We start from the raw sequence: 20133 nt of genomic DNA, 5'->3' as shown, positions 1-20133 counted from the left end.
GTCTGGCCATCTCGGGATTCGGACCATTGCGGCGCCTCAGGGCGATGGGCATCCACGATGGATGAGTCATGCCGGATGCGACGGCATGGGGAGCAAGCCGGCATATCGGCGATTGGGGCAAAGGATCGAAGAGTATGGTCACCGCGAATAGAAGTCGTGTCGTCGTTGTGGGTACGGGCAGTGTCGGTGCGGCGGTATCGAGCGCCATCGTGCAGCAGGGTGTGTGCAACGAGCTGGTGCTCATCAACCACAATCCCGACAAGGCCAGGGGGCTCGCCATGGATCTGGCCGATGGCTCGGAGTTCCTGAATCGATTCGTCAAGATCCGGCAGGGCGATTGGGGGGATTGCGCCCTCGCCGATGTGATGATCATCGCCGCCGGTCCGAAGCCGAAGCCGGGGGAGACGCGCATGCAGGAGCTGGACGCCGCCATCGATATCGTCGATCCGATTCTGCGCAGCATCGCGGCCTCGGGTTTCGACGGCATCCTTATCATGGTCTCGAATCCGGTCGATGTACTCAGCTGGTTCGCATGGAGGCGCACGGGCTTGCCCCGCGCCCAAGTGCTTGGCTCGGGCGCCGCGCTCGACACATCCAGATTGAAGACGATCATCGGGGAGACGACGCGCCTCGACCCGCGTCTCGTCTCCGGCTACGTGATCGGCGAGCATGGCGATTCGCAGTTCGTGCCGTGGTCCAACGTCTCATTTATCGGCAAGTCGTTCGCTCAGTACCTGGAGGATAATCGCTCGCGCTACCCGGGCGTCACGCTCGCCGGTATCGAGGAGGAGACACGTCGTCGCGGGCTTGACATCAAGGGGTTGCGCGGCGGCACGAGCTACGGCATCGCCGCCACCGTCGCTGGGCTGGTGCGTACGATCCTGTGGAACGAGCGCAGCGTCGTTTCCGTATCCACTCTGATCGATGGCGAATACGAGTACGATGAGCATGACGTGTTCCTCTCGCTGCCGGTCGCGCTCGACGGCAACGGTGTGGGTGATTTCGTCGATTTGCATCTGAACGACGAGGAGCTGTCGAGGTTCCGTGCTTCCGCCGCCGTGGTACGCGAGCACTGCGCGCTCATCGCCGGGCGTCTGTGAGCGGTCGGATGCGGTGATCATTCTGGCCAAGTTCGGCATCTCCGCCTTGGCTGGCGGCATCCCGCATTTCCTCGAGTGCCTGACGTCCATGGGCTTCGGATTTATCCCGGTAGGCGACGACCTGCGCCCGGGAGACCATGCGGTTGCCTTTCGCGCCATATCTCGTGAACGGGATTTCCCCGGAGTCGAGGATGCGCGCGACCGTCTTCGGGGAGACGCCAAGAATCTGCGCGGCTTCGCCTGCGGTGATGAGGTCCGTGCCGTCGCCATGCACAATCGCATCGAACGCGCGACGTAGCTCCTCTGCGTCCAGCGGTATTGCTGTGCCGTCTCCTGATGTGATGTATGCGGACCCCTTGCTGACTTGGGGAATGGGGATTGCCTCGAATGTGGTCATGACTGTTCCTTTCCGATGGCGCTTCCCCTTGTCTGTAACTGCTACTGGACATATCGGCAATATCGGACAAATCGGACATATGTTGCTGATTATGATCTGAGCGATTACCGTCTGAGCGATTACCGCTGATTCGCGATGGGAACCCCTACTCGACCCTGCGGCCGTGGTCACGGATGAACAGGGAGGCGACACGAGGCAGACCGCGCACACGATGGCCACGTCGCGGAACGAGGCGCGCATGCCGAGGGTGGAGGCGGCGGCCTCGTCCATTCCGGAGTGGACGGCGCTCGCGGCGTGCGTGTTCATGATGGTGATGAGCAGGGCGATGGCCATCGCGCCGGAGGTCTGGCGCATCGTGTTGTTCATCGCGGTGCCATGGGGAATGCGCGTGCCGGGCAATTGGTTCAGCGCGGCGGTGACCAGCGGCATCGAGCTGAACGCGGAGCCGGCCAGCAGCACCGTGAAGTAGAGCGCCGGCTGCCAGACCGGCGTGTGCTCGTTCATTGTGGCGAGCAGCACCGCGGCTACGGTGAGCAGGGTGAAGCCAATCAGGGCGATCGGGCGGCCCCCGATGCGGTCGTAGAAGCGCCCGGCGACCGGATTGAGCAGACCCATCACAATGCCGCCGGGCATCATGATCAGGCCCGATTCGAGCGCGTTGACGCCGAGGTCGTTCTGCAGGTACAGCGGCAGCACGTTCTCGATGCCGATGAACGAGGCGAAGCCGATCACCGACACGGTCAGGCACAGCGAGAACATCGGAATCGTGAAGATGCGGAAGTCGAGCATCGGCTGGTCAAGCTTGAGCTGGCGGACGATGAGCAGCACAAGTCCCACTACGCCGACCGCCAACGAGACCAGCACCGTGGCGCTCGCCCATCCGGCCTTGCCCGCGTCGGAGAAGCCGAACAGCACGCCGCCGAAACCGAGTGTGGAGAGCACCACGGACGCCACATCGATATGCGGGTGCGTCGGCTCGCCCACGTTGTAGACGGTGAACCATGCGGCCGCGAGCACGGCGCCGGCGATGGCGACGAGGATGGCGAACATCCAACGCCAGCTGAGCCATTCGACCAACAGGCCGGAGATGGTGGGGCCGAGCGCGGGCGCAAAGGCGATGACCATGCCGAACATGCCCATGGCCTGACCGCGGCGTTCGGGCGGGTAGACGCGGAACAGCACGGTCTGCAGCAGCGTCATGAGCACGCCGGCGCCGCACGCCTGCAGGATGCGGCCGGCGAGCAGTAGCGCGAAGTTCGGAGCCAGTGCGCAGGCCAGCGAGCCGACGAAGAACATGCCCATCGCGTAGCCGAACAGCTGACGTGTGGTGAAGGTCTCAATGAGAAACGCGGTGATCGGGATCATGATGCCGTTGGTGAGCATGAACCCGGTGGTGAGCCATTGCACGGTGCTGTTGGGCACGTCGAACTCGTGCATGAGCGTGGGTAGGGCGGAGATCATCAGCGTCTGGTTGAGCACGGCGGCGAACGAGCCGATCATCAGCGTAACGATCATTGCAGTGGTGGTGTTATTGGAATGATGCTGTACGTCGTATTGAGCTGAAGCCATGTGTTGCTCGTCGTTCCTTATCCTGTGCGGTTACGAAGCCAGTGAGTTCCCTGTGCTGGTGGTTGCCTCCGAGAGACGGTTTTCGCAATGAACCTTAGGGAGGCGCTGGGACGGATGATGCGATACATATATGCGGTGGACGGAATCCGATGCTTGTTCGTCTGTTGTTCATCTGCGGCGCGGGTGTGGTTGCGGGAGTGTGGGCATGATGGAGTAATGGCAGATGATTATCAGCGTTCATTCGAGGAAGAATACGGGACCAGGCTTTCTGCAGGGCGCGGCAGTGTGGCCGGCGTGGTGACCGATGCCGAGCGTGCGGCGGTCGGCAACATCCGTCTCAGGGCTCTGCTCTGGATCATGGTGTTCCTCATCGTGCTGGGTACGGCCATCGCCGCCGGGACGGATCGCAGCGGCGGACCGGCGCAAGGCGAGCAGGTGACTGCCGTCGTCACCAATGTGGATACCAGAAAGAACAGTGTCACAGTTTCGGCCCACGGATCCGACTACCCGTTCCGGCATCGCACGAAATCGGTCTATTCCTACCATGTGGGCGAACAATTGCAGCTGTACCTATTCAACGGCGAAGCATATGAGTCGTTGCAGGGCGTCACCAATCTCACCCCTCTTGGCAAAGCCTATCCATGGCTGGCATGTGCGGCGTTCGCGCTCGCCGTGGTCGCACTTACATATTTGGTCGGATGGCGTAGGGCGGCGGCAGTCGTGCGGGACTCGGACGCCGGCGATCCCATCGCGATCGCCTATCTCAAGCGTGGTCCTCAACTGGGGTCGGTGGAGTGGTGGTGGGCAACTCCACCGGTCCGGCCCAAAGCCGAACGCCGCAAGGTGGTGGCCATGGGCGTCGTGTTCGCGGTGGCGGCGGCAGCGTTCCTGGTGATGGAGATGACGATGTGGCTGCTGGACAAGCCGGCTGGAGTAAGCAGTATCCTGGTGGCAGCCCCGTTCGCGAGCGTGCCGTTCCTTGCGCTCGCCGTATGGTGCTTCCTGTTCGCCGCACATCCGACGGAACGGCTCATCCGCATGCTCGGACGGGTGAGATGGGGACTGCTCGCCATCGGTCTCATCGGCTTGCTGGTGACCGGTATGGTGGCGCAGGATTTCTACGCCGGTGGCCTGCTTGCAGCGGTATACGTCACGTCACACACGTTCATCCAGGCGTTGCGGGCATTGGCCACCACCGCATTGCCGGGGCCGGTGACCATGCCGCGATACCGTGAGGAGATCGAACGGGACGTGGCCAGACGGGCGCAGGCCGAATCCCAGGTCGCATCCGAAGGTTGGGGATTGGAGATGGTCCGCGCCAAGCGGGAACGCCGCATGTTCCTGAGATACACGTTGATATCCATCGGGCTGATCGCGTGCATCGCGCTCGCCACATGGGCGAAACTGCAGTTGGGCTGGTGACGTCCGTGGTAATGGTCGGTGCACGATTGCAGCCGTCAGCGTGGGTAGCCGCCGTTCCGGCGCCTTCAGACCAAGGCCTCTGGCGCCGTGAGATGGAGATGACGCCTATCTATCGCTCCTCTTCCGGATAGGTCATGCCCCACTGGGCGCGGCGGATGAGCGTCATCATGTCCATCACATCGCGCGTGTAATCCAGATGCATGACGTTGCGGTCGCCAGCGATGGCCGCTTCCATGTCCGCAACCTCATAGGCCAGCGCCTTGGCCGTTTCCCCGGCTTCGACCACCTCGGTATGGCCATCCTCCACATAGGTGATGGTCGCGCGTTCGCCGCGAGGATAGTCGTAGATCTCCACGTATCCTTTGTCGAACGACAGCAGTCCGCGCTTCGGCTGCTTGGCGTGCAGCGAGAGCGTGACCGTGGCCATCTGCCCTTCACGATTGGTCAGGAGGATGCCGGCTTGCTCGTCTACGCCGGTGGGTGCGAACTTGACTTGGGAAAGAATCTGATCGGGGGTGGAGCTCATGAACCAGCGCACGAAGGACAGCGCATACACGCCGATATCCAGCATGGCTCCGCCCGCCAAATCGCGGTTGAAGAAGCGGTTCGCCATGTCGTATTCCTTGTAGGAGCCGAAATTCATCTGAATGAGCTTGAGCGTGCCGAGCTTGCCGGATCCGATGATCTCGTTGAGTTTTTTGTACAGCGGCATATGGTAAATGGTCATGGCCTCGGCGAGCACCAGATTGCTGGCTGCGGCCAGCGCCACTGCCTCGTTGAGTTCCTCGCTGTTCAATGTGATGGACTTCTCGCACAGGACATGCTTTCCGGCATTGAGCGCCTTGCGCAGGAAATTGATGTGGGTGTTGTGAGGTGTGGAAATGTAGATGACGTCCACGTTCGGATCGGCGAACACATCGTCAATGCTGTCGTATACGGTGCCGATGCCGTATTTCTGCGCGAAAGCCATGCCTTTGGCATGTGTGCGGTTCGCCACTGCATAGAGTTTGCGCCCTTCACTCTCCAGTGCCTGCTCAAGCTGGTTGGCGATGACACCGCATCCTAGCGTAGCCCAATTGAGTGTACGCATGATCGTCTCCTTTGCCTTGCGTTTTCCTTGTGTCCAGCATACTGCCGCCCCGGAGGCAATCGGATACGCCACGCATGGACGCGCATGTTCCTGTGGAGCGACACGCCGAAGATGACGTTCAGGTGAACAATCATGTATTGTGTCCTCTTGTGCTTTGTTGCAAGGCACAACGGCCCCGTAGCTCAGTTGGTTAGAGCGCCGCCCTGTCACGGCGGAGGTCACCGGTTCAAGTCCGGCCGGGGTCGCCACCAAGCTTCCGACATGTCGGAAGCTTTTTTGTTATCCGCGCTCCCGTTCAGCATACGTTTGCTGAGAAAAAGTTAGAGAGTCTCAATAAACGTACGCGGAGCAGCAGCCGTACCGCAGCAGTTGGGCTGGCCGGTTATTTCCAGTGGCGCGAAAACGGTCGGTTTGTGTGACCGGCCGGGTGATGGGCCAGAGGCAAAGAAAGAACAAGGCGTCGGGAACCGTAGACTATGCCGGATATGCGACACGCCGCCGTCTCGCGAGCGGTTGGGAAACGAATGCTAACGTTTGCGCTAACAATCGTTGTTTTGCAAGGAAGCCGCTGATGGTGATGCATGAGACAGTATATGCCGCCAATCGTGCAGCTTATGTACCTGATGGTAGTTGGGTCACCCCTCTTCGTTACTATTTCAGTAGTTCCATAGGAATCCCATACTCAAGGAGCGAGTCATGACTACACTGGCCGTAGATATCGGAGGGACCAAGATCGCCGCTGCCGTGTGCGATGAAAACGATAGCATTATTCAGCGTTGGCGCGTGCCCACGCCGATGGACGCGAACGCCATCAACCAGCACATCGCCGAGGCGTATCGCGAAGCCGTCGCCTCCGGGCATACGGATATTCAGGCCATCGGTATCTCCGCTGCGGGCAATGTGAGCGCAGACCGCAAGACCCTGACGTTCTCCGCCAATATCCCTGCCTGGATCGATTACAACCTGTCCGAGCATGTCGGCGCGTTGATCGATCATGCGGTGCCAGTCATCGTGGAAAACGACGCCAACTGCGCCGGATGGGGCGAATACGTGCATGGTGCGGGGCAGGGCAGCCGGAATATGGTGGCTCTGACCGTGGGCACCGGATTGGGCGGTGCCATTGTCATCAACGGTCAGCTGTATCGCGGTTCCTTCGGTATGGCCGCCGAGCTGGGGCATCTGCCGATGGTCCCGGATGGCGACACCTGTGGCTGCGGTTTGCGTGGCTGCGCCGAGCGTTATACCTCCGGCAGCGCGCTGGAGCACTTCGCCAAGTCCGCAGTGCGTCGTCGTCCTCAGGATGCCAAGCGACTTCTCGAGCTGTGCGGCGGCGATGTGAACAAGCTGGAGGGGCCGATGGTCTCCCAGGCGGCTCAGGAAGGCGATGCGCTGGGACTGTACGCATTCGGCAAGATCGGCGAATGGCTTGGCCGTACGATGGCCGCGGTCTCCGCCGTGCTCGACCCTGACCTGTTCGTCATCGGCGGCGGCGTGGTCGCCGTCGGCGACATTCTGCTCGAGCCGGCCCGCTATAACTACCAGCGCTTCCTGGAAGGCAGCGCATACCGTGGTCACGCCGAGATCGTGCCCGCCACCGCCGGTCAGGACGCCGGTCTCATCGGCGCCGCCAATCTGGCCCTGCGCTGACGCCTTCCTCGGTGTAAAGCATTGTCCCCTACGGTCCTGTGCACATAGGTGCCAGGACCGTTTGTCGTTGTCCGGCCGTTTCGGCCCGCCATATTCGCCGGGATGGGGTATTCGCCGGGTTGCTTGACATGGCATAAACGAGATGTGTGGAGAGATGTGTGGACGGCACGCCGAAGCGGGTGTGAATAATCTGCGGACTTGTGGATGACAGTCGCCTGATTGGTGGATGGGCCGCATACAAACGGGGTTATCCACGGGGATTCGACTTGGTTGTGCACATTCCGTGACCCTTGGCGTCGTGGGTTGTGCACTTATCCACAGGTTCGCCCGGCGGGCTTGCGGTCGGATTGCGGAGCGCCGTACAGTGTGCCTCACGGCGGGCAAGGAAGCCCGCCGTCCACACTTCAGGAAGGGGACGATGATGTCCATGGTTACAGTTGCCGCGATCGGCGATTCCGATTCGCCCGCCATGCTTGATACCAAAGACGTGGTGGATATGTTCAAGCGCTCCAATCTCGCCGTCTATGCCGAGGCTCGCCGCGAGTTCTATCGCAAGGTGAATCTCAACCCATTCAAACCCCATTCGCAGTATGTGCTTCAGCTTGTTGAATGGTCGTTCCTCGATTGGTTCTCGTTCGATTGCCGAATCAGCGGCTCCGGCATCACCGGCAACGAGTACGAAGACATGCTCGTCGAATTGGAATACGATGCCTTGCGGGGCATCTCGCCGTTCCGGGCCGCTGCGGAATACCTGCATCGTCATGCCGGGGGAGTGGGGGACATCGATCTCGACGATTTGCGTGAAGTGGATGAGACCAATTTCGCGTCCATGTTCTGGATCAGGGACGCCAATGCGGTTCAGGGGCGACTCATGGTGGAGGATCTCATTCGTGGCGAGTTATATTCCGTGTTCGATCCCAGGGCTGCCGCACGATATGACGGGGCGCATGGTGGTTTGATTGTCAATCGCATTGCGCGGGCCCGAGGTATGTGGCGTTCGTGCGCCATACCGTTGTACGAGGCGCGCAGACCGGATGCGTTGGATGCCAAAGCGGATATCTCCAGGGAATTCCGAGACACGGGGTATACGCCTGATGTGGCCGGATTGCTGAGATTCTTCTATGGGCGTGCCAAGGATACCGGACTCGGCTGGGAGGATGCGGTGTCGTTGCGCAACACCGGAGTGCTCGACCGATTCCTGAATCGTATCTGTGATTGAAGATGGCGCATTGCCGCCCTCATTGGGGCATTGCGCAATGAGGGCGGCAATGTATGGGGAAGGCTCCTGAAGGGCTTATACGATTTCGGCGGGCCGAGGAAGGGGCGGCACGCCGATTTATTAATTCATCCATTTGACAAATATAGTTCAATGGTTTTATTATTAACGTGTCGTTCGTAGAAACCACTACTGAATATGCAAAGGAGCTCACGACATGGGTCTGTGGGATGTTGACAAGGTTGAGTACGTCGGTCGTGCCAAGGGACCGAAGGAGGGTCTGGCCTTCCACTACTACGATGCCGACAAGGTCGTTGCCGGCAAGAAGATGAAGGACTGGCTGCGTTTCGGCGTCGCTTGGTGGCACACCTTCAACCAGGAGCTGGTTGATCCGTTCGGCACCGGCACCGCGCACCGTCCGTACTACAAGTACACCGATCCGATGGATCAGGCTCTGGCCAAGGTCGACTACGCCTTCGAGCTGTTCACCAAGCTCGGCGTCGAGTACTTCTGCTTCCACGACCGCGACATCGCCCCCGAGGGCGACACCCTGCGCGAGACCAACGCCAACCTCGACAAGGTCGTTGACAAGATTGAGGAGAACATGAAGGCCACCGGCGTCAAGCTGCTGTGGAACACCTCCTCCCTGTTCACCAACCCGCGCTTCGTGTCCGGCGCCGCCACCTCCCCGTTCGCCGACATCTATGCCTACGCGGGCGGACAGCTCAAGAAGAGCCTTGAGATCGGCAAGCGCCTGGGTGCTGAGAACTACGTGTTCTGGGGTGGCCGTGAAGGCTACGAGAACCTGTGGAACACCGAGATGAAGCGCGAGACCGACCACATCGCCAAGTTCTTCCACATGTGCGCCGACTACGCCAAGGAAATCGGCTTCGACGCCCAGTTCCTGATCGAGCCGAAGCCGAAGGAGCCGACGCTGCACCAGTACGATTTCGACGCCGCCACCGCCATCGAGTTCCTGCGCAGCCATGATTTGACCGACGTCTTCAAGCTGAACCTCGAGGGCAACCACGCCAACCTGGCCGGCCACACCTACCAGCACGAGATTCGCGTGGCCCGCGAGTCCGGCTTCCTGGGCTCCCTCGACGCCAACCAGGGCGACAAGCTCATCGGCTGGGACATGGATGAGTTCCCGACCGACCTCTACGAGACCGTGGCCGTGATGTGGGAGGTCCTGCAGGCCGGCTCCATCGGCCCGAAGGGCGGTCTGAACTTCGACGCCAAGCCGCGTCGTACCTCCTTCTACGCCGAGGACCTGTTCCGCTCGCACGTCGCCGGCATGGACTCCTACGCCGCCGGCCTGCTGGTCGCCGACAAGATGAATCAGGACCACTTCATCCAGGATCTCATGGAGGAGCGCTACAGCTCCTACGACTCCGGCATCGGCAAGGACATCGACGAGGGCAACGTCACTCTGGCCGACCTCGAAGCCTACAGCCTCGACAAGCCGCAGTCCGAGCTCATCGCCGCCACCAAGTCCGACCACCTCGAGTCCGTCAAGGCCACCATCAACAACTACATCGTTGACGCCCTGGCCGAGGTCGAGTGACCTGGTGAATACCTGGTCGAATGGCCCGGTCGAGTGGTCTGATTGAATGACCTGGCCGAGTGACCTGCGGGTTCTGAGCTAAGCCTCTCCGACCCTTTGTATGTTCGCGGCTTGACGAACATGTCGCGAACATACTAAGGGAAATACGCATGAAACCGGCTGTATGTTCGCGTCGCTCTCGTTGAGCCGTGAACATACAGCCGGTTTCGCTATTTCCTCTTGGCCTTCTTCACGCGCTTGGGCGCCGCGGCCGGCTTTTTGGGCTCGAGGAACGGCCACTTGGCCAATGCCCATGCGTGCAACGGCGGAATCTTGCCGATGGCGAACCCAATGACCAGTCCTATGACGATACTCCAGGTTTCCATATCGCGTCCGGCGATCAGCAGGCCGATGAATACCGCGGCGATGACGAAGCTGACAAGCTGCGATACCTTGGACTGCTTGTCGGTCACCTGATCCGCCCTCATCGGTATGAGTCCCAGATACAGGCCGCATGGCACGCAGACCACGGCAAGTACGACGCTGAGAACAATTGACATAGTTGCTGCATCCATGATGATCCTTTGCTGCACGTGGATTGAAAATAAGGGTCTACTGCGCAATGGCCATGCGCTATGGTTGAAAACCGCAATGATGATAGATCATTGCGGTTTTCGCCGTTATCGCCCGTCCCTGGTGTCGTGGGTTTTGGCGGGCGTCGGGGCGTCGCCGGCGCTATCTGAGCTGCCCTGTGACGACTGTTCGTCTGTAGTGGAGGTAGTAGAGGCGGCGGAGGTAGTGGAGGCCTGTCCGTCGAATGCGTCGGCTGGCGTATCGGCTGCCTCGTTGTTCCTGCCCGGTTGACGCCACCACAGTATCAGTGCGCTGACAATGCAGTAGATGGCGGCGATTCCGATGCACACCAGGAACACGATGGTCGTGGTGTCCGGCGCGCCGCCGCCCGATAGTGTCCCTTTGACGGATTCCCAAATCCAGATGATGCAGGCCGTGGCAATCAGGGCATACGTCATCATGCGCGAGCGATCATTCATCGGTGTCTCCAGACGTTATCCAAATGACTTGATTATAGGCATCATGACGCGATGACGGAGCACGTCGTTGGCGGGCATAGGGAAGCCGCCAAGTGAATCCTGTGCCGACGGCATTGCGAGAGATGGCTTTGCCGGAGATTCACTTGGCGGCTTGCGGATGGTAATCGTTACTCAGTTGTTATGATGCGCGCGTCGCTCAGCCGCGGGCCTTGGCGTAGGCGGCGTAGACGGCGTCGGTGGGTTCGCCGGTCTCCACGCCTTCGATATTGAGCTTCCAAGCCGGCGGCTCAGCCTCGCCGGAGAGCACCCAGGCGGCCTGGCGGGCGGCACCGATGGCCACATACTCGTCAGTAGCCGGACGGGTCACGTCCATGCCGAGAATCGAAGGGGCCAACGTGCGAATCGCCGCGGATTTCGCGCCGCCGCCGATCAGCAGGATACGGCTGATCTTCGCGCCGAGCGAGCGGATAAGCTCCAAGCAATCACGCTGGGAGCACAGCAGACCTTCGACGAACGCTCGGGCCAGATTCTCCTTGGTGGTGTTGTGCAGCGTCAGACCGGTCAGGGACGCGGTGGCGTCCGGACGGTTCGGCGTGCGCTCGCCATCGAAGTACGGCACCAGTGTGATGCCGCCCGCACCCGGCTCGGATGCGAACGCCAATCGCGCCAGCTCGTCGTAGTCCACGCCAAGGGCAGCACGTCCGGCGTCGAGGATGCGCGAACCGTTGATGGTGCAGGCCAGCGGCAGGTAATGACCGGTGCAATCGGCAAAACCAGAGATTGCACCAGTCAGGTCATAGACCGGATTCTCGGCGATGGCGGCGGCCACGCCGGAGGTGCCCAGGGAGATGGACACATCGCCCACGGCCATGCCAAGGCCCAGCGAGGCCATCGCGTTGTCGCCGCCGCCGGGCCCCAGAATGCAGCCGCCTTCAACGTCCTCGCCGGCGATGGGCGGCGCGGCCTTGACTGCCGCGGCTTCGGTGGGACCGAGCACGGTGGGCAGCACGATGCGTTCGGCGTGCTCTCGCGCCGCTTCCTCGCCCTCGGCGGCGGTCAGCACCATGGCGATCAGATCGCGACGGTACTCATTATGCGCGGCATCGTAATAGATGGTGCCGGAAGCATCCGAACGGTCGGTGAACAGCGCTTCGAGATGCGCGTCCTCGCCCTCGGCCACAGGACCGTAGCCGGCGATGCGCCAGCTCAGCCAATCGTGCGGCAGGCAGATGGCGGCAATCTTCTTGGCGTTTTCGGGCTCGTTCTCGGCCACCCATGCCACCTTGGTCAGGGTGTAGGAGGCGACGGGGGAGGAGCCGACGGCCTTGACCCAGCGCTGCTTGCCGCGTGCGGTCACGTCCTCCGGTTCACCGGCTTCGGCCGGGGCCTCGCCGAGGCATTCGATTAGCGCGGCGGCCTGCGGTGCGGAACTGATGTCATTCCACAGCATGGCGTCGCGAATCACATTGCCTTGCCTGTCCAGAATCACCATGCCATGCTGTTGGCCACCCACGGCGAGTGCGGCCACATCGTCCAGTCCGCCGGCCTGTTTGGCGGCTTGGACGAATGCCTCCCACCAATACTCAGGGTTGACTGAAGTGCCGTCTGGGTGCTTGGCCTGTCCGAAACGGACGAGTTTGCCTGTTTCGGCATCTGTGATGCGGACCTTCGTCGACTGGGTAGACGTATCGACGCCCGCCACCAGAGTCGTTGCCATATGTTCCTCCTCAGTGAGGTTCGCGCTCCGGGGGCCGGCGCGCCTCGACCAATAAGTTAGACGATTAAACTATACTGTATCGCAAGGATGGGAGGCAACCGGGAACACGCGATGCCGTCCGTCCGGATTCGGTGCGATGGCGCATAATGCATAATGAATGGACTGCCGATGCCGAACGCGCACAAGATGCAGCGACGGCATTGGATATGGGATCGGCGAAGGGGAGACGTGATGGGGAATCTACGCAGCATCAATCAGGAGGATTTGCGCAACCACAATCTGTCGGTGACCCTGGACACGATGCTTCGCGCGGATGGGCCGATGAGCCGAGCCGATCTGGCCAAGGAGACGGGGTTGACCAAGGCCACTTTGTCGCTGCTGTCGGCATTGCTGTTGGACAACGATATCGTGCGCGAAGGCGAACCTGTGGCGAATGCCTCATTCGGCAGGCCAAGCAAGCCCCTGACAATATGCGGCGGAAGCATAGCGGGCATCGGGCTGCAGATCAACACCGACGGCTATGGCTGCCTCGCGCTCGACCTTAACGGCGACACGTTGGACAGGCAATGGGTCGATGAGGATATGACCGGCGCCGACCCTACCGAGATCTTTGCCAGACTCGATGCGATGACTTTTCCGTTGGAGCGCCGGCTGCGTCGGAAGGGATGCAGAATCGTCGGGGCGGGTCTCGCCTTGCCTGGCATTGTGACCGACGACATGCGACTGCTCGTGGCGCGCAACCTTGGCTGGGAGAACGTGGAACTGGGACGGTTCAACGTGGTGCGCAGGTTGGACGCCGTGGCGGGCAATGAGGCGATGATGGCGGCCATTGCGCAGATTCCGGGCTATGCCACCGTGCGTGCCGATTTCCTGAACGTGGTGAACCGCACCGATTCGTTCATCTACCTGTCGACCGATATCGGTATCGGCGGCGCTGTGGTGCGCGATGGCGCCGTGGTGACCGGATCGCATGGTTTCGCCGGGGAGATCGGCCACGTGTCAGTGGCGATGGACGGGCCATTATGCCAGTGCGGCAGACGCGGATGCCTTGAAGCGTTCGCCGGCCGCCGTGCATTGGTGGAGGCCGCAGGAATCGGCCAAGGCGATGAGGCGGCCAGCTCCAAGGCCATAGAAGTGTTCCTGAGTCGCTGGAAATCCGGGGAGCCTGTAGTCGCCGCAGTAATGGATAGGGCTGTCGATGCACTGGTCTCGGCCATTGCTTCTGCAGTGAATCTGGCGGATGTCGATACGGTGCTGCTTGGTGGATTGTGGTCCCATTTCGGCGATGAGTTGGGCAATGTGCTTGAAGGGCGATTGCGTTCGGAGATTTTGGGCTACCCCGCAATAGGGATTCGTGTGTTCGTGCCGCCTGTGGCCGAGCATCCCTCGCTGTATGGCGCGGCCGAGATGGGGTTGCGCCGGTTTATCGACAATCCGTTGCAATACCTTGTGGAGCAAGGAAAATAGCGCAAAACCGCGGAGTGAGGCTCATGTCGGCTCATGTCGGCGGACGTGCTACACTTTTGCGAGTTGGCTTTTGCCGATGCAAACCAATGTGGGGCCGTAGCTCAGTCGGTTAGAGCATGCGACTCATAATCGCCCGGTCCAGGGTTCAAGCCCCTGCGGCCCCACTCATTTCCTTATATGATGCGCTGCGCTTTCCCGCTGATGTGAAGGAACGATTCGCGTGTCTGCAAGGCGCATTCACGTCCACATGCGCGAGTATTATCCCTTAGGTTCCGGTTCACGCTATGCCATTGGGGTATGGCGACCCGGGTCCCCCGAATCCATAGGAGACGCAAATGAAGCAGGGTATCCATCCTGATTATCACCCCGTTGAGGTGACGTGCTCGTGCGGCAACACCTTCGTGACCCGCACTGCTGGCAAGGAAGACCACATGTTCGTTGACGTGTGCTCTCAGTGCCACCCGTTCTACACCGGCAAGCAGAAGATCCTCGACACCGGTGGCCGTGTTGCTCGCTTCGAGAAGCGCTACGGCAAGAAGAGCAAGTAGCATACTTCGCGCCAGTCCGACTCGGTTCGGCATGCTTCGGCATACCGGACGCGGACTGGCGTTTTTGTATGTTGTGAAGTTTTTTTGATATTGGGTGCCGATTTAAGGACCATAAGGAAAGAGCAACGACATGGCAGACGAACAGTTCCCGGCTGCGGCGACCGCACTTGAGGAGTATCGGTCCATCGAAGAGCAGATGGCGGATCCTGAAATCGTGTCCAATCCGGACAAGCTGCGCAAACTCGGACGTCGTCATGCCGAATTGGGCGCAATCGTCAGCGCCTACACCTCATGGCTGCAGACCAAGAACGATCTTGAAGCGGCCCGCGAAATGGCCGATGAAGACGCCGACTTCGCCGAAGAGGCCAAGCGTCTGGAAGAAGCATTGCCCGCAGCCGAAGAAAAACTTCGCACCGCGCTGATCCCGCGCGACCCTGATGACGCGCGCGACACCATCATGGAGATCAAGGCCGGCACCGGCGGCGAGGAGGCCGCGCTGTTCGCCGGCGACCTGCTGCGCATGTACACGCGCTACGCCGAAAAGCGCGGCTGGACGGTGAACATCCAGTCCGAGAATACCACCGAGCTCGGTGGCGTCAAAGACGTGCAGATCGCCATCCGCGCCAAGGGCACTCCCGCTCCGGAAGACGGCGTATGGGCGTCGATGAAATACGAGGGTGGCGTGCACCGCGTGCAGCGCGTGCCCGTCACCGAATCGCAGGGACGCATCCAGACCTCCGCAGCCGGCGTGATCGTGTTCCCCGAAGCCGACGAGGATGACGACGAGATCGAAATCGATCCGAAAGACCTGAAGATCGACATCTTCATGAGCTCCGGCCCCGGCGGCCAGTCGGTGAATACCACCTATTCCGCCGTGCGCATGACGCACATCCCCACCGGCATCACGGTGAACATGCAGGATGAGAAGTCGCAGATCCAGAATCGCGCAGCCGCATTGCGCGTCCTCAAATCCCGTCTGCTCGCCATGAAGCACGAGCAGGAGGCCGCCGAAGCCGCGGACATGCGTCACTCCCAGGTGCGTTCGCTCGACCGCTCCGAGCGCATTCGCACCTACAATTTCCCGGAAAACCGCATCGTCGACCACCGTACGAACTATAAGGCGTACAATCTGGATGCCGTGTTGGACGGCGACCTGCAGGCCGTCATCGATTCGGACATCCAAGCCGACGAAGCCGAGCGTCTGGCGAACCAGAAGTAAGCTCCATCAGAGCAGTGGCTTGGCCGGGGTTGGCGGGGACATATGATGTTCGACACACTCAAGGCCGTTCGGCCAAGCCTACGGTCTCACATCACATGTCCCGGCCAACCCCTTTCTGCGCTGATAATCTGCGTTTGCGGCCGGATGGGATGAATAGGTGACGACCGTAGGTTCCGTTGGTGATGTAATCCGGAATGCGGCGGCGCGGTTGCGCTCGGCGGGCATCGAGACGCCGGAGCATGACGCCAAGTTGCTGTTGGCCGAGGCTGCGAGCGTGGAGCTTCGCGATATCGACAAAGCCATGCTGATGGGATCGGATCTCGACTACGATGCCGGGCGCTTCGGCGCAATGCTGGAACGCAGGGCCAAACGCGAGCCGTTGCAGTACATCGTGGGCCATGCGCCCTTCCGATACCTCGACCTCAAGGTCGGTCCCGGCGTGTTCATTCCGCGTCCGGAGACCGAAACCGTGGTGCAGGCTGGCCTTGACTGGCTCACCCGCCACAGCATGATGACCCCGCTCGTGGTGGACCTATGCGCCGGATCAGGTGCCATCGGTCTGTCCGTGGTCACGGAGGTGCCGGGCAGCCGTGTCTGGGCCGTGGAATTGGAGCCCCGTACCGCCGAATGGACCCGCCGCAATCTTGCGGAGACGGCGAAGCGATACCCCTCCATCGCGTCCAATTATCAGCTTGAGGTCGCCGACGCCACGTCGATGGCCACTCTGGCCCATCTGGACGGCACGGTGGACATGGTCATCACCAATCCGCCGTACATTCCCGAGCTTGACGTGCCCGAACAGCCGGAAGTACGCGACTGGGACCCCGAATTGGCGCTGTATGGCGGCTCCACGGACGGTACGCTGATTCCCGAACGCATCATCGAGCGTTCGTTCCGTCTGCTGAAGCCGGGAGGCGCGCTCGTCATGGAACATGACGTGAGTCAAGGCGACCGTCTCGTCGCCTATGCCAAGGCCACCGGGTTCACCGAGGCCTCCACCGGCAGGGACTGGACCGGTCGGGACCGCTACCTCTTCGCCGAAAAGTAGGATGCAACGGTCTAACGACTGCATGTGGATATGCGCGGGACACAAGTGCATTATCGCTCGGGGGGGTGCGGTTGCGTCCCACGACCGCTAGGAAATTATACTTGCGTCCTGCGGATTCGATGAAAGGAATCGTTGGAAATCCGCCATTCGCTGTGCGCGCATCATTCTGCACAGTGGGCCGCAACCGCAATTTCGGCATGTATGCACTTGCGTCCCACTGCTGCCGCTGGAAGGAAGAGCTACTGCGCGCAATACTGGAGCTCGGCCGCGTCCTTGTCGGTGATCTCCCTGATTGGTCGCGCCGGATTGCCTACGGCCACAGTGTGCGGCGGAATATCGCGTGTAACCACAGCACCGGCCCCGATCACGCAGCCTTCGCCGATCGTCACCCCGCCGATTACCGTCACATTGCCACCGAACCAGCAGTTCGAGCCGATGACGATCGGTTTGCCGTATTCATAGTCGTACATCGAGCCGTCCTCGGCCTGACGCACATTGCGATCCTGCCAGCGCAACGGATGCATCGGCGGCAGCAGTGAGACATTCGGCCCGAACAGCACATCGTCGCCGATCGTCACCGGGCAGCAGTCCAGCACCGTGAAATTGAAGTTTGCGAACACACGATCGCCGATGGTGGTGTTGCACCCGTAATCGAAGAAAATCGGTCCCATGACATCCAGACCCTTGCCATGTCCGGGCAATAGCTCATCGAGCAGCGCGCGTCGTGTGGCATGATCGCCACGTGGCGTGGTGTTGAATCGCGTGCACAGGTCTCCTGCCTTCTCTCGCAGGGCGGTGAGTTCAGGATCGGCCGGATTGTAGAGTTTGCCGGCCAGCATCTCCTCGCGCTCGCTGGCGCGCGGGAAACGCGGTTTGACAGGAGGCAGCTCAGCTGCGATTTCGATGCTCATGGACGCTCCTTTGTTACCTGTTTTCAAGCCTGTGCATGCGATGGCCATGCAGCGTGCTTTCTGCATCAACCATAATCGGCATACGCCATATGCGCCGGACATCTGTGTCACGGCATCCGACAGGTGGACGCGCGGTCGGGATCGGTCGGCTGAATGGAGTTGCGGGGATGAGGTCTACGGTCTTGCCATATGATGCACGTCGTGGTGCGATGATGCAATAGTGGATTGTTGGTTACGACAAGTGAACGGAGATGGCGGACGGCTATGGGTTCTGCACAGGCGTTGAAGATCACGGATGAGTCACTGGAGCGGGCCGCGCGCATCGTGCGCGAAGGCGGAGTGATTGTCATTCCGACGGACACCGTATATGGTGTGGCCTGCGATCCGCGCAACCGGGAAGCCATCGCACGTATCTACGAACTCAAGCATCGTCCACGGTACAAGGCATTGCAGGTGCTGCTGTCGTCCATCGACCAGCTCGACCAGCTTGGATTGGACCTGCCCTCGCCGCTGAACCGGCTGTCCGCGGCATTCCTTCCCGGAGCGTTCTCTCCGATCGCCGTGGCCCGCCCCGATTGCACGCTGGCGACTCTGGCGGACACCGCCGAAGGACGTCCGGGGACCCAAGGCATACGCATCCCCAACTCCCGGCTCTGTCTGGAGATTCTGAAGGCCACAGGGCCTGTCGCCGCATCCAGCGCGAACCGGTCCGGCGAGGAAAGCGCACAAAGCGTGGAAGAGGCCATCGCGGCCTTCGGCGATGACGTCGATCTGTATCTGGATGGCGGTTCCACGCCGGGCCACGTTTCCAGCACTGTAGTAAAGGCCGACCCGTATGGGCGGGACGGCATCGAGATATTGCGTGAAGGAGTCATTGCGCAAAGCCTGATTCGCAAGGCGCTTCACCTGAACGGCGGAGGACTGGGCGCGTGAGAATCTATCTGCTGATTGCTGCCATCGCCGGCGGAGTCACCTGGCTGGTGACGCCGCTGATTCGCCATGTCGCCATCGAGATCGGCGCGGTGGGGGAGGTACGTGCGCGCGACGTGCACACCATTCCGACTCCGCGCATGGGCGGACTCGCCATGCTGATCGGCTTCACCGTGGCCACGATCTTCGCTAGCAAGACCATGTTCCTCTCCGGACTGTTCACCGGCAACTACCAGATGTGGGTGATTCTCGCCGGCGGCATCATGATCAGTCTGCTGGGCATGGCTGACGACCTGTGGGACCTCGACTGGATGCTGAAACTCGCCGGGCAGCTGCTGATATCCGTGTTCGTGGCATGGGGCGGCCTGCAGATCATATCGTTGCCGTTCGGCGGTTCCCTGATCACGGCCTCGCCGAGCCTGTCCATGGCCATCACCGCGTTCCTCATCGTGGCGTCCATCAATGCCGTGAACTTCGTGGACGGTCTGGATGGCCTGGCTTCGGGAATCGTGGCCATCGGAGGCATCGCGTTCGCCATCTATTCGTATATCATCGCCCGGTATTCGCCCAGTTACGCTTCGCTGGCCACGTTGATCGACGTGATGATGGTCGGCATCTGCGTAGGGTTCATCCTGCACAACTGGCATCCGGCGAAACTCTTTATGGGCGACTCCGGTTCGATGCTGCTCGGCTATCTCATCACCTGCGCTTCGATCGTGATGACCGGCCGCCTTGATCCCGCATCCATCCACGCCAGCATCTATCTGCCGGTGTTCATGCCTATTCTGCTGCCGATCCTGGTGCTGTTCCTGCCGGTGCTCGACATGTGCCTCGCCATCGTGCGTCGTCTGGCCAAAGGGCAGTCGCCGATGCATCCCGATCGTATGCACCTGCATCACCGCATGCTGCGCATCGGCCATTCCGTTCGCGGCGCCGTGCTGATCCTGTGGGGTTGGGCCGCTCTGATCGCCTTCGGCTCGCTGATGATTCTGTTCTTTAAGGCCCAATATGTGATGATCGGCATGGCCGTGGCCGTGGTGGTGCTGACTGTGGCGACGATGTATCCGTATCTGAAGCACCGCATTCCAGAAATGCAGGCCGAAAACAGAGCGATGGAGGCTGTTCGAGCGGGTGCGCAGCATGCTGCGTCACCAGGGGACACGAAGGATGCTGAGGATTCAGAGCTGAAGCCGTGATCGTTGCCGGTGACCTCGCGGGAGTGTGTCGCACGAGGTCAGCGCATGTTCATATAGT

17 protein-coding genes and 2 tRNA genes are annotated in these 20133 nt (G+C 61.0%); 13 read left to right on the top strand and 6 right to left on the bottom strand.

The annotated features are described in order from the left end of the window. Nucleotides 1–134: 134 nt before the first annotated feature. Nucleotides 135–1100, top strand: a complete 966-nt coding sequence (locus tag BW09_RS02165) for an L-lactate dehydrogenase (protein ID WP_140462677.1) — start codon at nt 135–137, stop codon at nt 1098–1100. Here the strand turns inward: BW09_RS02165 and BW09_RS02160 are convergent. Next, nucleotides 1081–3066, bottom strand: a complete 1986-nt coding sequence (locus tag BW09_RS02160) for a DHA2 family efflux MFS transporter permease subunit (RefSeq protein WP_140462678.1) — start codon at nt 3064–3066, stop codon at nt 1081–1083. The genes BW09_RS02165 and BW09_RS02160 overlap by 20 nt on opposite strands. Before the next feature lie 216 nt (nt 3067–3282). Between BW09_RS02160 and BW09_RS02155 the strand changes: the two genes are divergently transcribed. After that, nucleotides 3283–4488: a hypothetical protein gene (locus BW09_RS02155; RefSeq protein WP_140462679.1), complete on the top strand. Its 1206-nt coding sequence runs from the start codon at nt 3283–3285 to the stop codon at nt 4486–4488. A 109-nt stretch (nt 4489–4597) separates the two neighbouring features. Here the strand turns inward: BW09_RS02155 and BW09_RS02150 are convergent, their stop codons facing one another. Further along, on the bottom strand, nt 4598–5578 hold the full coding sequence (locus BW09_RS02150; protein WP_140462680.1) for a Gfo/Idh/MocA family protein: 981 nt from the start codon (nt 5576–5578) through the stop codon (nt 4598–4600). Between the two features lie 171 nt (nt 5579–5749). On the opposite strand from BW09_RS02150, the gene BW09_RS02145 reads away from it, so the two are divergent. From BW09_RS02145 to xylA, 4 genes are all read left to right on the top strand, one after another. After that, nucleotides 5750–5826, top strand: a tRNA-Asp gene (locus BW09_RS02145). Nucleotides 5827–6274: 448 nt separating this feature from the next. Next, nucleotides 6275–7225 carry an ROK family glucokinase gene (locus BW09_RS02140; protein WP_140462681.1) on the top strand — a complete coding sequence of 317 codons (951 nt, stop codon included), beginning with the start codon at nt 6275–6277 and terminating at the stop codon, nt 7223–7225. A gap of 421 nt (nt 7226–7646) precedes the next feature. Then, nucleotides 7647–8444 (top strand): hypothetical protein, encoded by a 798-nt coding sequence (locus BW09_RS02135; protein ID WP_140462718.1) that lies wholly within the window; start codon nt 7647–7649, stop codon nt 8442–8444. Between the two features lie 214 nt (nt 8445–8658). Continuing rightward, the gene (gene xylA / locus BW09_RS02130; protein WP_140462682.1) at nt 8659–10008 is read left to right on the top strand and encodes a xylose isomerase; all 1350 of its coding nucleotides are present in this window, start codon (nt 8659–8661) and stop codon (nt 10006–10008) included. Between the two features lie 209 nt (nt 10009–10217). On the opposite strand, the gene BW09_RS02125 is transcribed toward xylA, so the two are convergent. From BW09_RS02125 to BW09_RS02115, 3 genes are all read right to left on the bottom strand, one after another. Then, nucleotides 10218–10562: a hypothetical protein gene (locus tag BW09_RS02125; RefSeq protein WP_140462683.1), complete on the bottom strand. Its 345-nt coding sequence runs from the start codon at nt 10560–10562 to the stop codon at nt 10218–10220. Nucleotides 10563–10667: 105 nt separating this feature from the next. Further along, nucleotides 10668–11039 (bottom strand): hypothetical protein, encoded by a 372-nt coding sequence (locus BW09_RS02120; RefSeq protein WP_140462684.1) that lies wholly within the window; start codon nt 11037–11039, stop codon nt 10668–10670. 196 nt (nt 11040–11235) lie between these two features. Further along, nucleotides 11236–12756, bottom strand: a complete 1521-nt coding sequence (locus BW09_RS02115) for a xylulokinase (RefSeq protein ID WP_140462685.1) — start codon at nt 12754–12756, stop codon at nt 11236–11238. A gap of 231 nt (nt 12757–12987) precedes the next feature. Between BW09_RS02115 and BW09_RS02110 the strand changes: the two genes are divergently transcribed. From BW09_RS02110 to prmC, 5 genes are all read left to right on the top strand, one after another. Continuing rightward, nucleotides 12988–14223 (top strand): ROK family protein, encoded by a 1236-nt coding sequence (locus BW09_RS02110; RefSeq protein WP_140462686.1) that lies wholly within the window; start codon nt 12988–12990, stop codon nt 14221–14223. 90 nt (nt 14224–14313) lie between these two features. Continuing rightward, nucleotides 14314–14387, top strand: a tRNA-Ile gene (locus BW09_RS02105). Nucleotides 14388–14558: 171 nt separating this feature from the next. Then, the gene (rpmE, locus tag BW09_RS02100) at nt 14559–14771 is read left to right on the top strand and encodes a 50S ribosomal protein L31 (protein ID WP_044089693.1); all 213 of its coding nucleotides are present in this window, start codon (nt 14559–14561) and stop codon (nt 14769–14771) included. A gap of 130 nt (nt 14772–14901) precedes the next feature. Beyond that, entirely contained in the window at nt 14902–15990 is a 1089-nt protein-coding gene (gene prfA / locus BW09_RS02095; RefSeq protein ID WP_140464635.1) for a peptide chain release factor 1, read from the top strand. Between the two features lie 157 nt (nt 15991–16147). Then, nucleotides 16148–17038 carry a peptide chain release factor N(5)-glutamine methyltransferase gene (prmC, locus tag BW09_RS02090; protein ID WP_140464633.1) on the top strand — a complete coding sequence of 297 codons (891 nt, stop codon included), beginning with the start codon at nt 16148–16150 and terminating at the stop codon, nt 17036–17038. Between the two features lie 239 nt (nt 17039–17277). Here prmC and BW09_RS02085 read toward each other — a convergent pair whose 3' ends face one another. After that, on the bottom strand, nt 17278–17949 hold the full coding sequence (locus BW09_RS02085) for a sugar O-acetyltransferase (protein WP_140464631.1): 672 nt from the start codon (nt 17947–17949) through the stop codon (nt 17278–17280). Between the two features lie 264 nt (nt 17950–18213). On the opposite strand from BW09_RS02085, the gene BW09_RS02080 reads away from it, so the two are divergent. Both BW09_RS02080 and BW09_RS02075 read left to right on the top strand, forming a co-directional pair. Next, nucleotides 18214–18882 (top strand): L-threonylcarbamoyladenylate synthase, encoded by a 669-nt coding sequence (locus BW09_RS02080; protein WP_140464629.1) that lies wholly within the window; start codon nt 18214–18216, stop codon nt 18880–18882. Beyond that, a complete protein-coding gene (locus BW09_RS02075) occupies nt 18879–20075 on the top strand; it encodes an MraY family glycosyltransferase (RefSeq protein WP_140464627.1) in 1197 nt (398 codons plus the stop codon). Before BW09_RS02080 ends, BW09_RS02075 begins: the two co-directional genes overlap by 4 nt. The last annotated feature ends 58 nt before the right edge of the window (nt 20076–20133 follow it).

Source organism: Bifidobacterium sp. UTCIF-1, from assembly GCF_006408915.1.
Lineage (GTDB): Bacteria > Actinomycetota > Actinomycetes > Actinomycetales > Bifidobacteriaceae > Bifidobacterium > Bifidobacterium reuteri.
This window is presented reverse-complemented; position numbering and strand designations above follow the sequence as displayed.

What these genes read in the sequence shown, in the direction of transcription:
- BW09_RS02110 (WP_140462686.1), top strand. Translation starts at nt 12,988, where the DNA reads ATGGGGAATCTACGCAGCATCAATCAGGAGGATTTGCGCAACCACAAT.
- BW09_RS02165 (WP_140462677.1), top strand. Translation starts at nt 135, where the DNA reads ATGGTCACCGCGAATAGAAGTCGTGTCGTCGTTGTGGGTACGGGCAGT.
- BW09_RS02115 (WP_140462685.1), bottom strand. Translation starts at nt 12,756, where the DNA reads ATGGCAACGACTCTGGTGGCGGGCGTCGATACGTCTACCCAGTCGACG.
- prfA (WP_140464635.1), top strand. Translation starts at nt 14,902, where the DNA reads ATGGCAGACGAACAGTTCCCGGCTGCGGCGACCGCACTTGAGGAGTAT.
- BW09_RS02160 (WP_140462678.1), bottom strand. Translation starts at nt 3,066, where the DNA reads ATGGCTTCAGCTCAATACGACGTACAGCATCATTCCAATAACACCACC.
- xylA (WP_140462682.1), top strand. Translation starts at nt 8,659, where the DNA reads ATGGGTCTGTGGGATGTTGACAAGGTTGAGTACGTCGGTCGTGCCAAG.
- BW09_RS02080 (WP_140464629.1), top strand. Translation starts at nt 18,214, where the DNA reads ATGGGTTCTGCACAGGCGTTGAAGATCACGGATGAGTCACTGGAGCGG.
- BW09_RS02125 (WP_140462683.1), bottom strand. Translation starts at nt 10,562, where the DNA reads ATGGATGCAGCAACTATGTCAATTGTTCTCAGCGTCGTACTTGCCGTG.
- BW09_RS02140 (WP_140462681.1), top strand. Translation starts at nt 6,275, where the DNA reads ATGACTACACTGGCCGTAGATATCGGAGGGACCAAGATCGCCGCTGCC.
- rpmE (WP_044089693.1), top strand. Translation starts at nt 14,559, where the DNA reads ATGAAGCAGGGTATCCATCCTGATTATCACCCCGTTGAGGTGACGTGC.
- BW09_RS02085 (WP_140464631.1), bottom strand. Translation starts at nt 17,949, where the DNA reads ATGAGCATCGAAATCGCAGCTGAGCTGCCTCCTGTCAAACCGCGTTTC.
- BW09_RS02135 (WP_140462718.1), top strand. Translation starts at nt 7,647, where the DNA reads ATGTCCATGGTTACAGTTGCCGCGATCGGCGATTCCGATTCGCCCGCC.
- BW09_RS02120 (WP_140462684.1), bottom strand. Translation starts at nt 11,039, where the DNA reads ATGAATGATCGCTCGCGCATGATGACGTATGCCCTGATTGCCACGGCC.
- BW09_RS02155 (WP_140462679.1), top strand. Translation starts at nt 3,283, where the DNA reads ATGGCAGATGATTATCAGCGTTCATTCGAGGAAGAATACGGGACCAGG.
- BW09_RS02150 (WP_140462680.1), bottom strand. Translation starts at nt 5,578, where the DNA reads ATGCGTACACTCAATTGGGCTACGCTAGGATGCGGTGTCATCGCCAAC.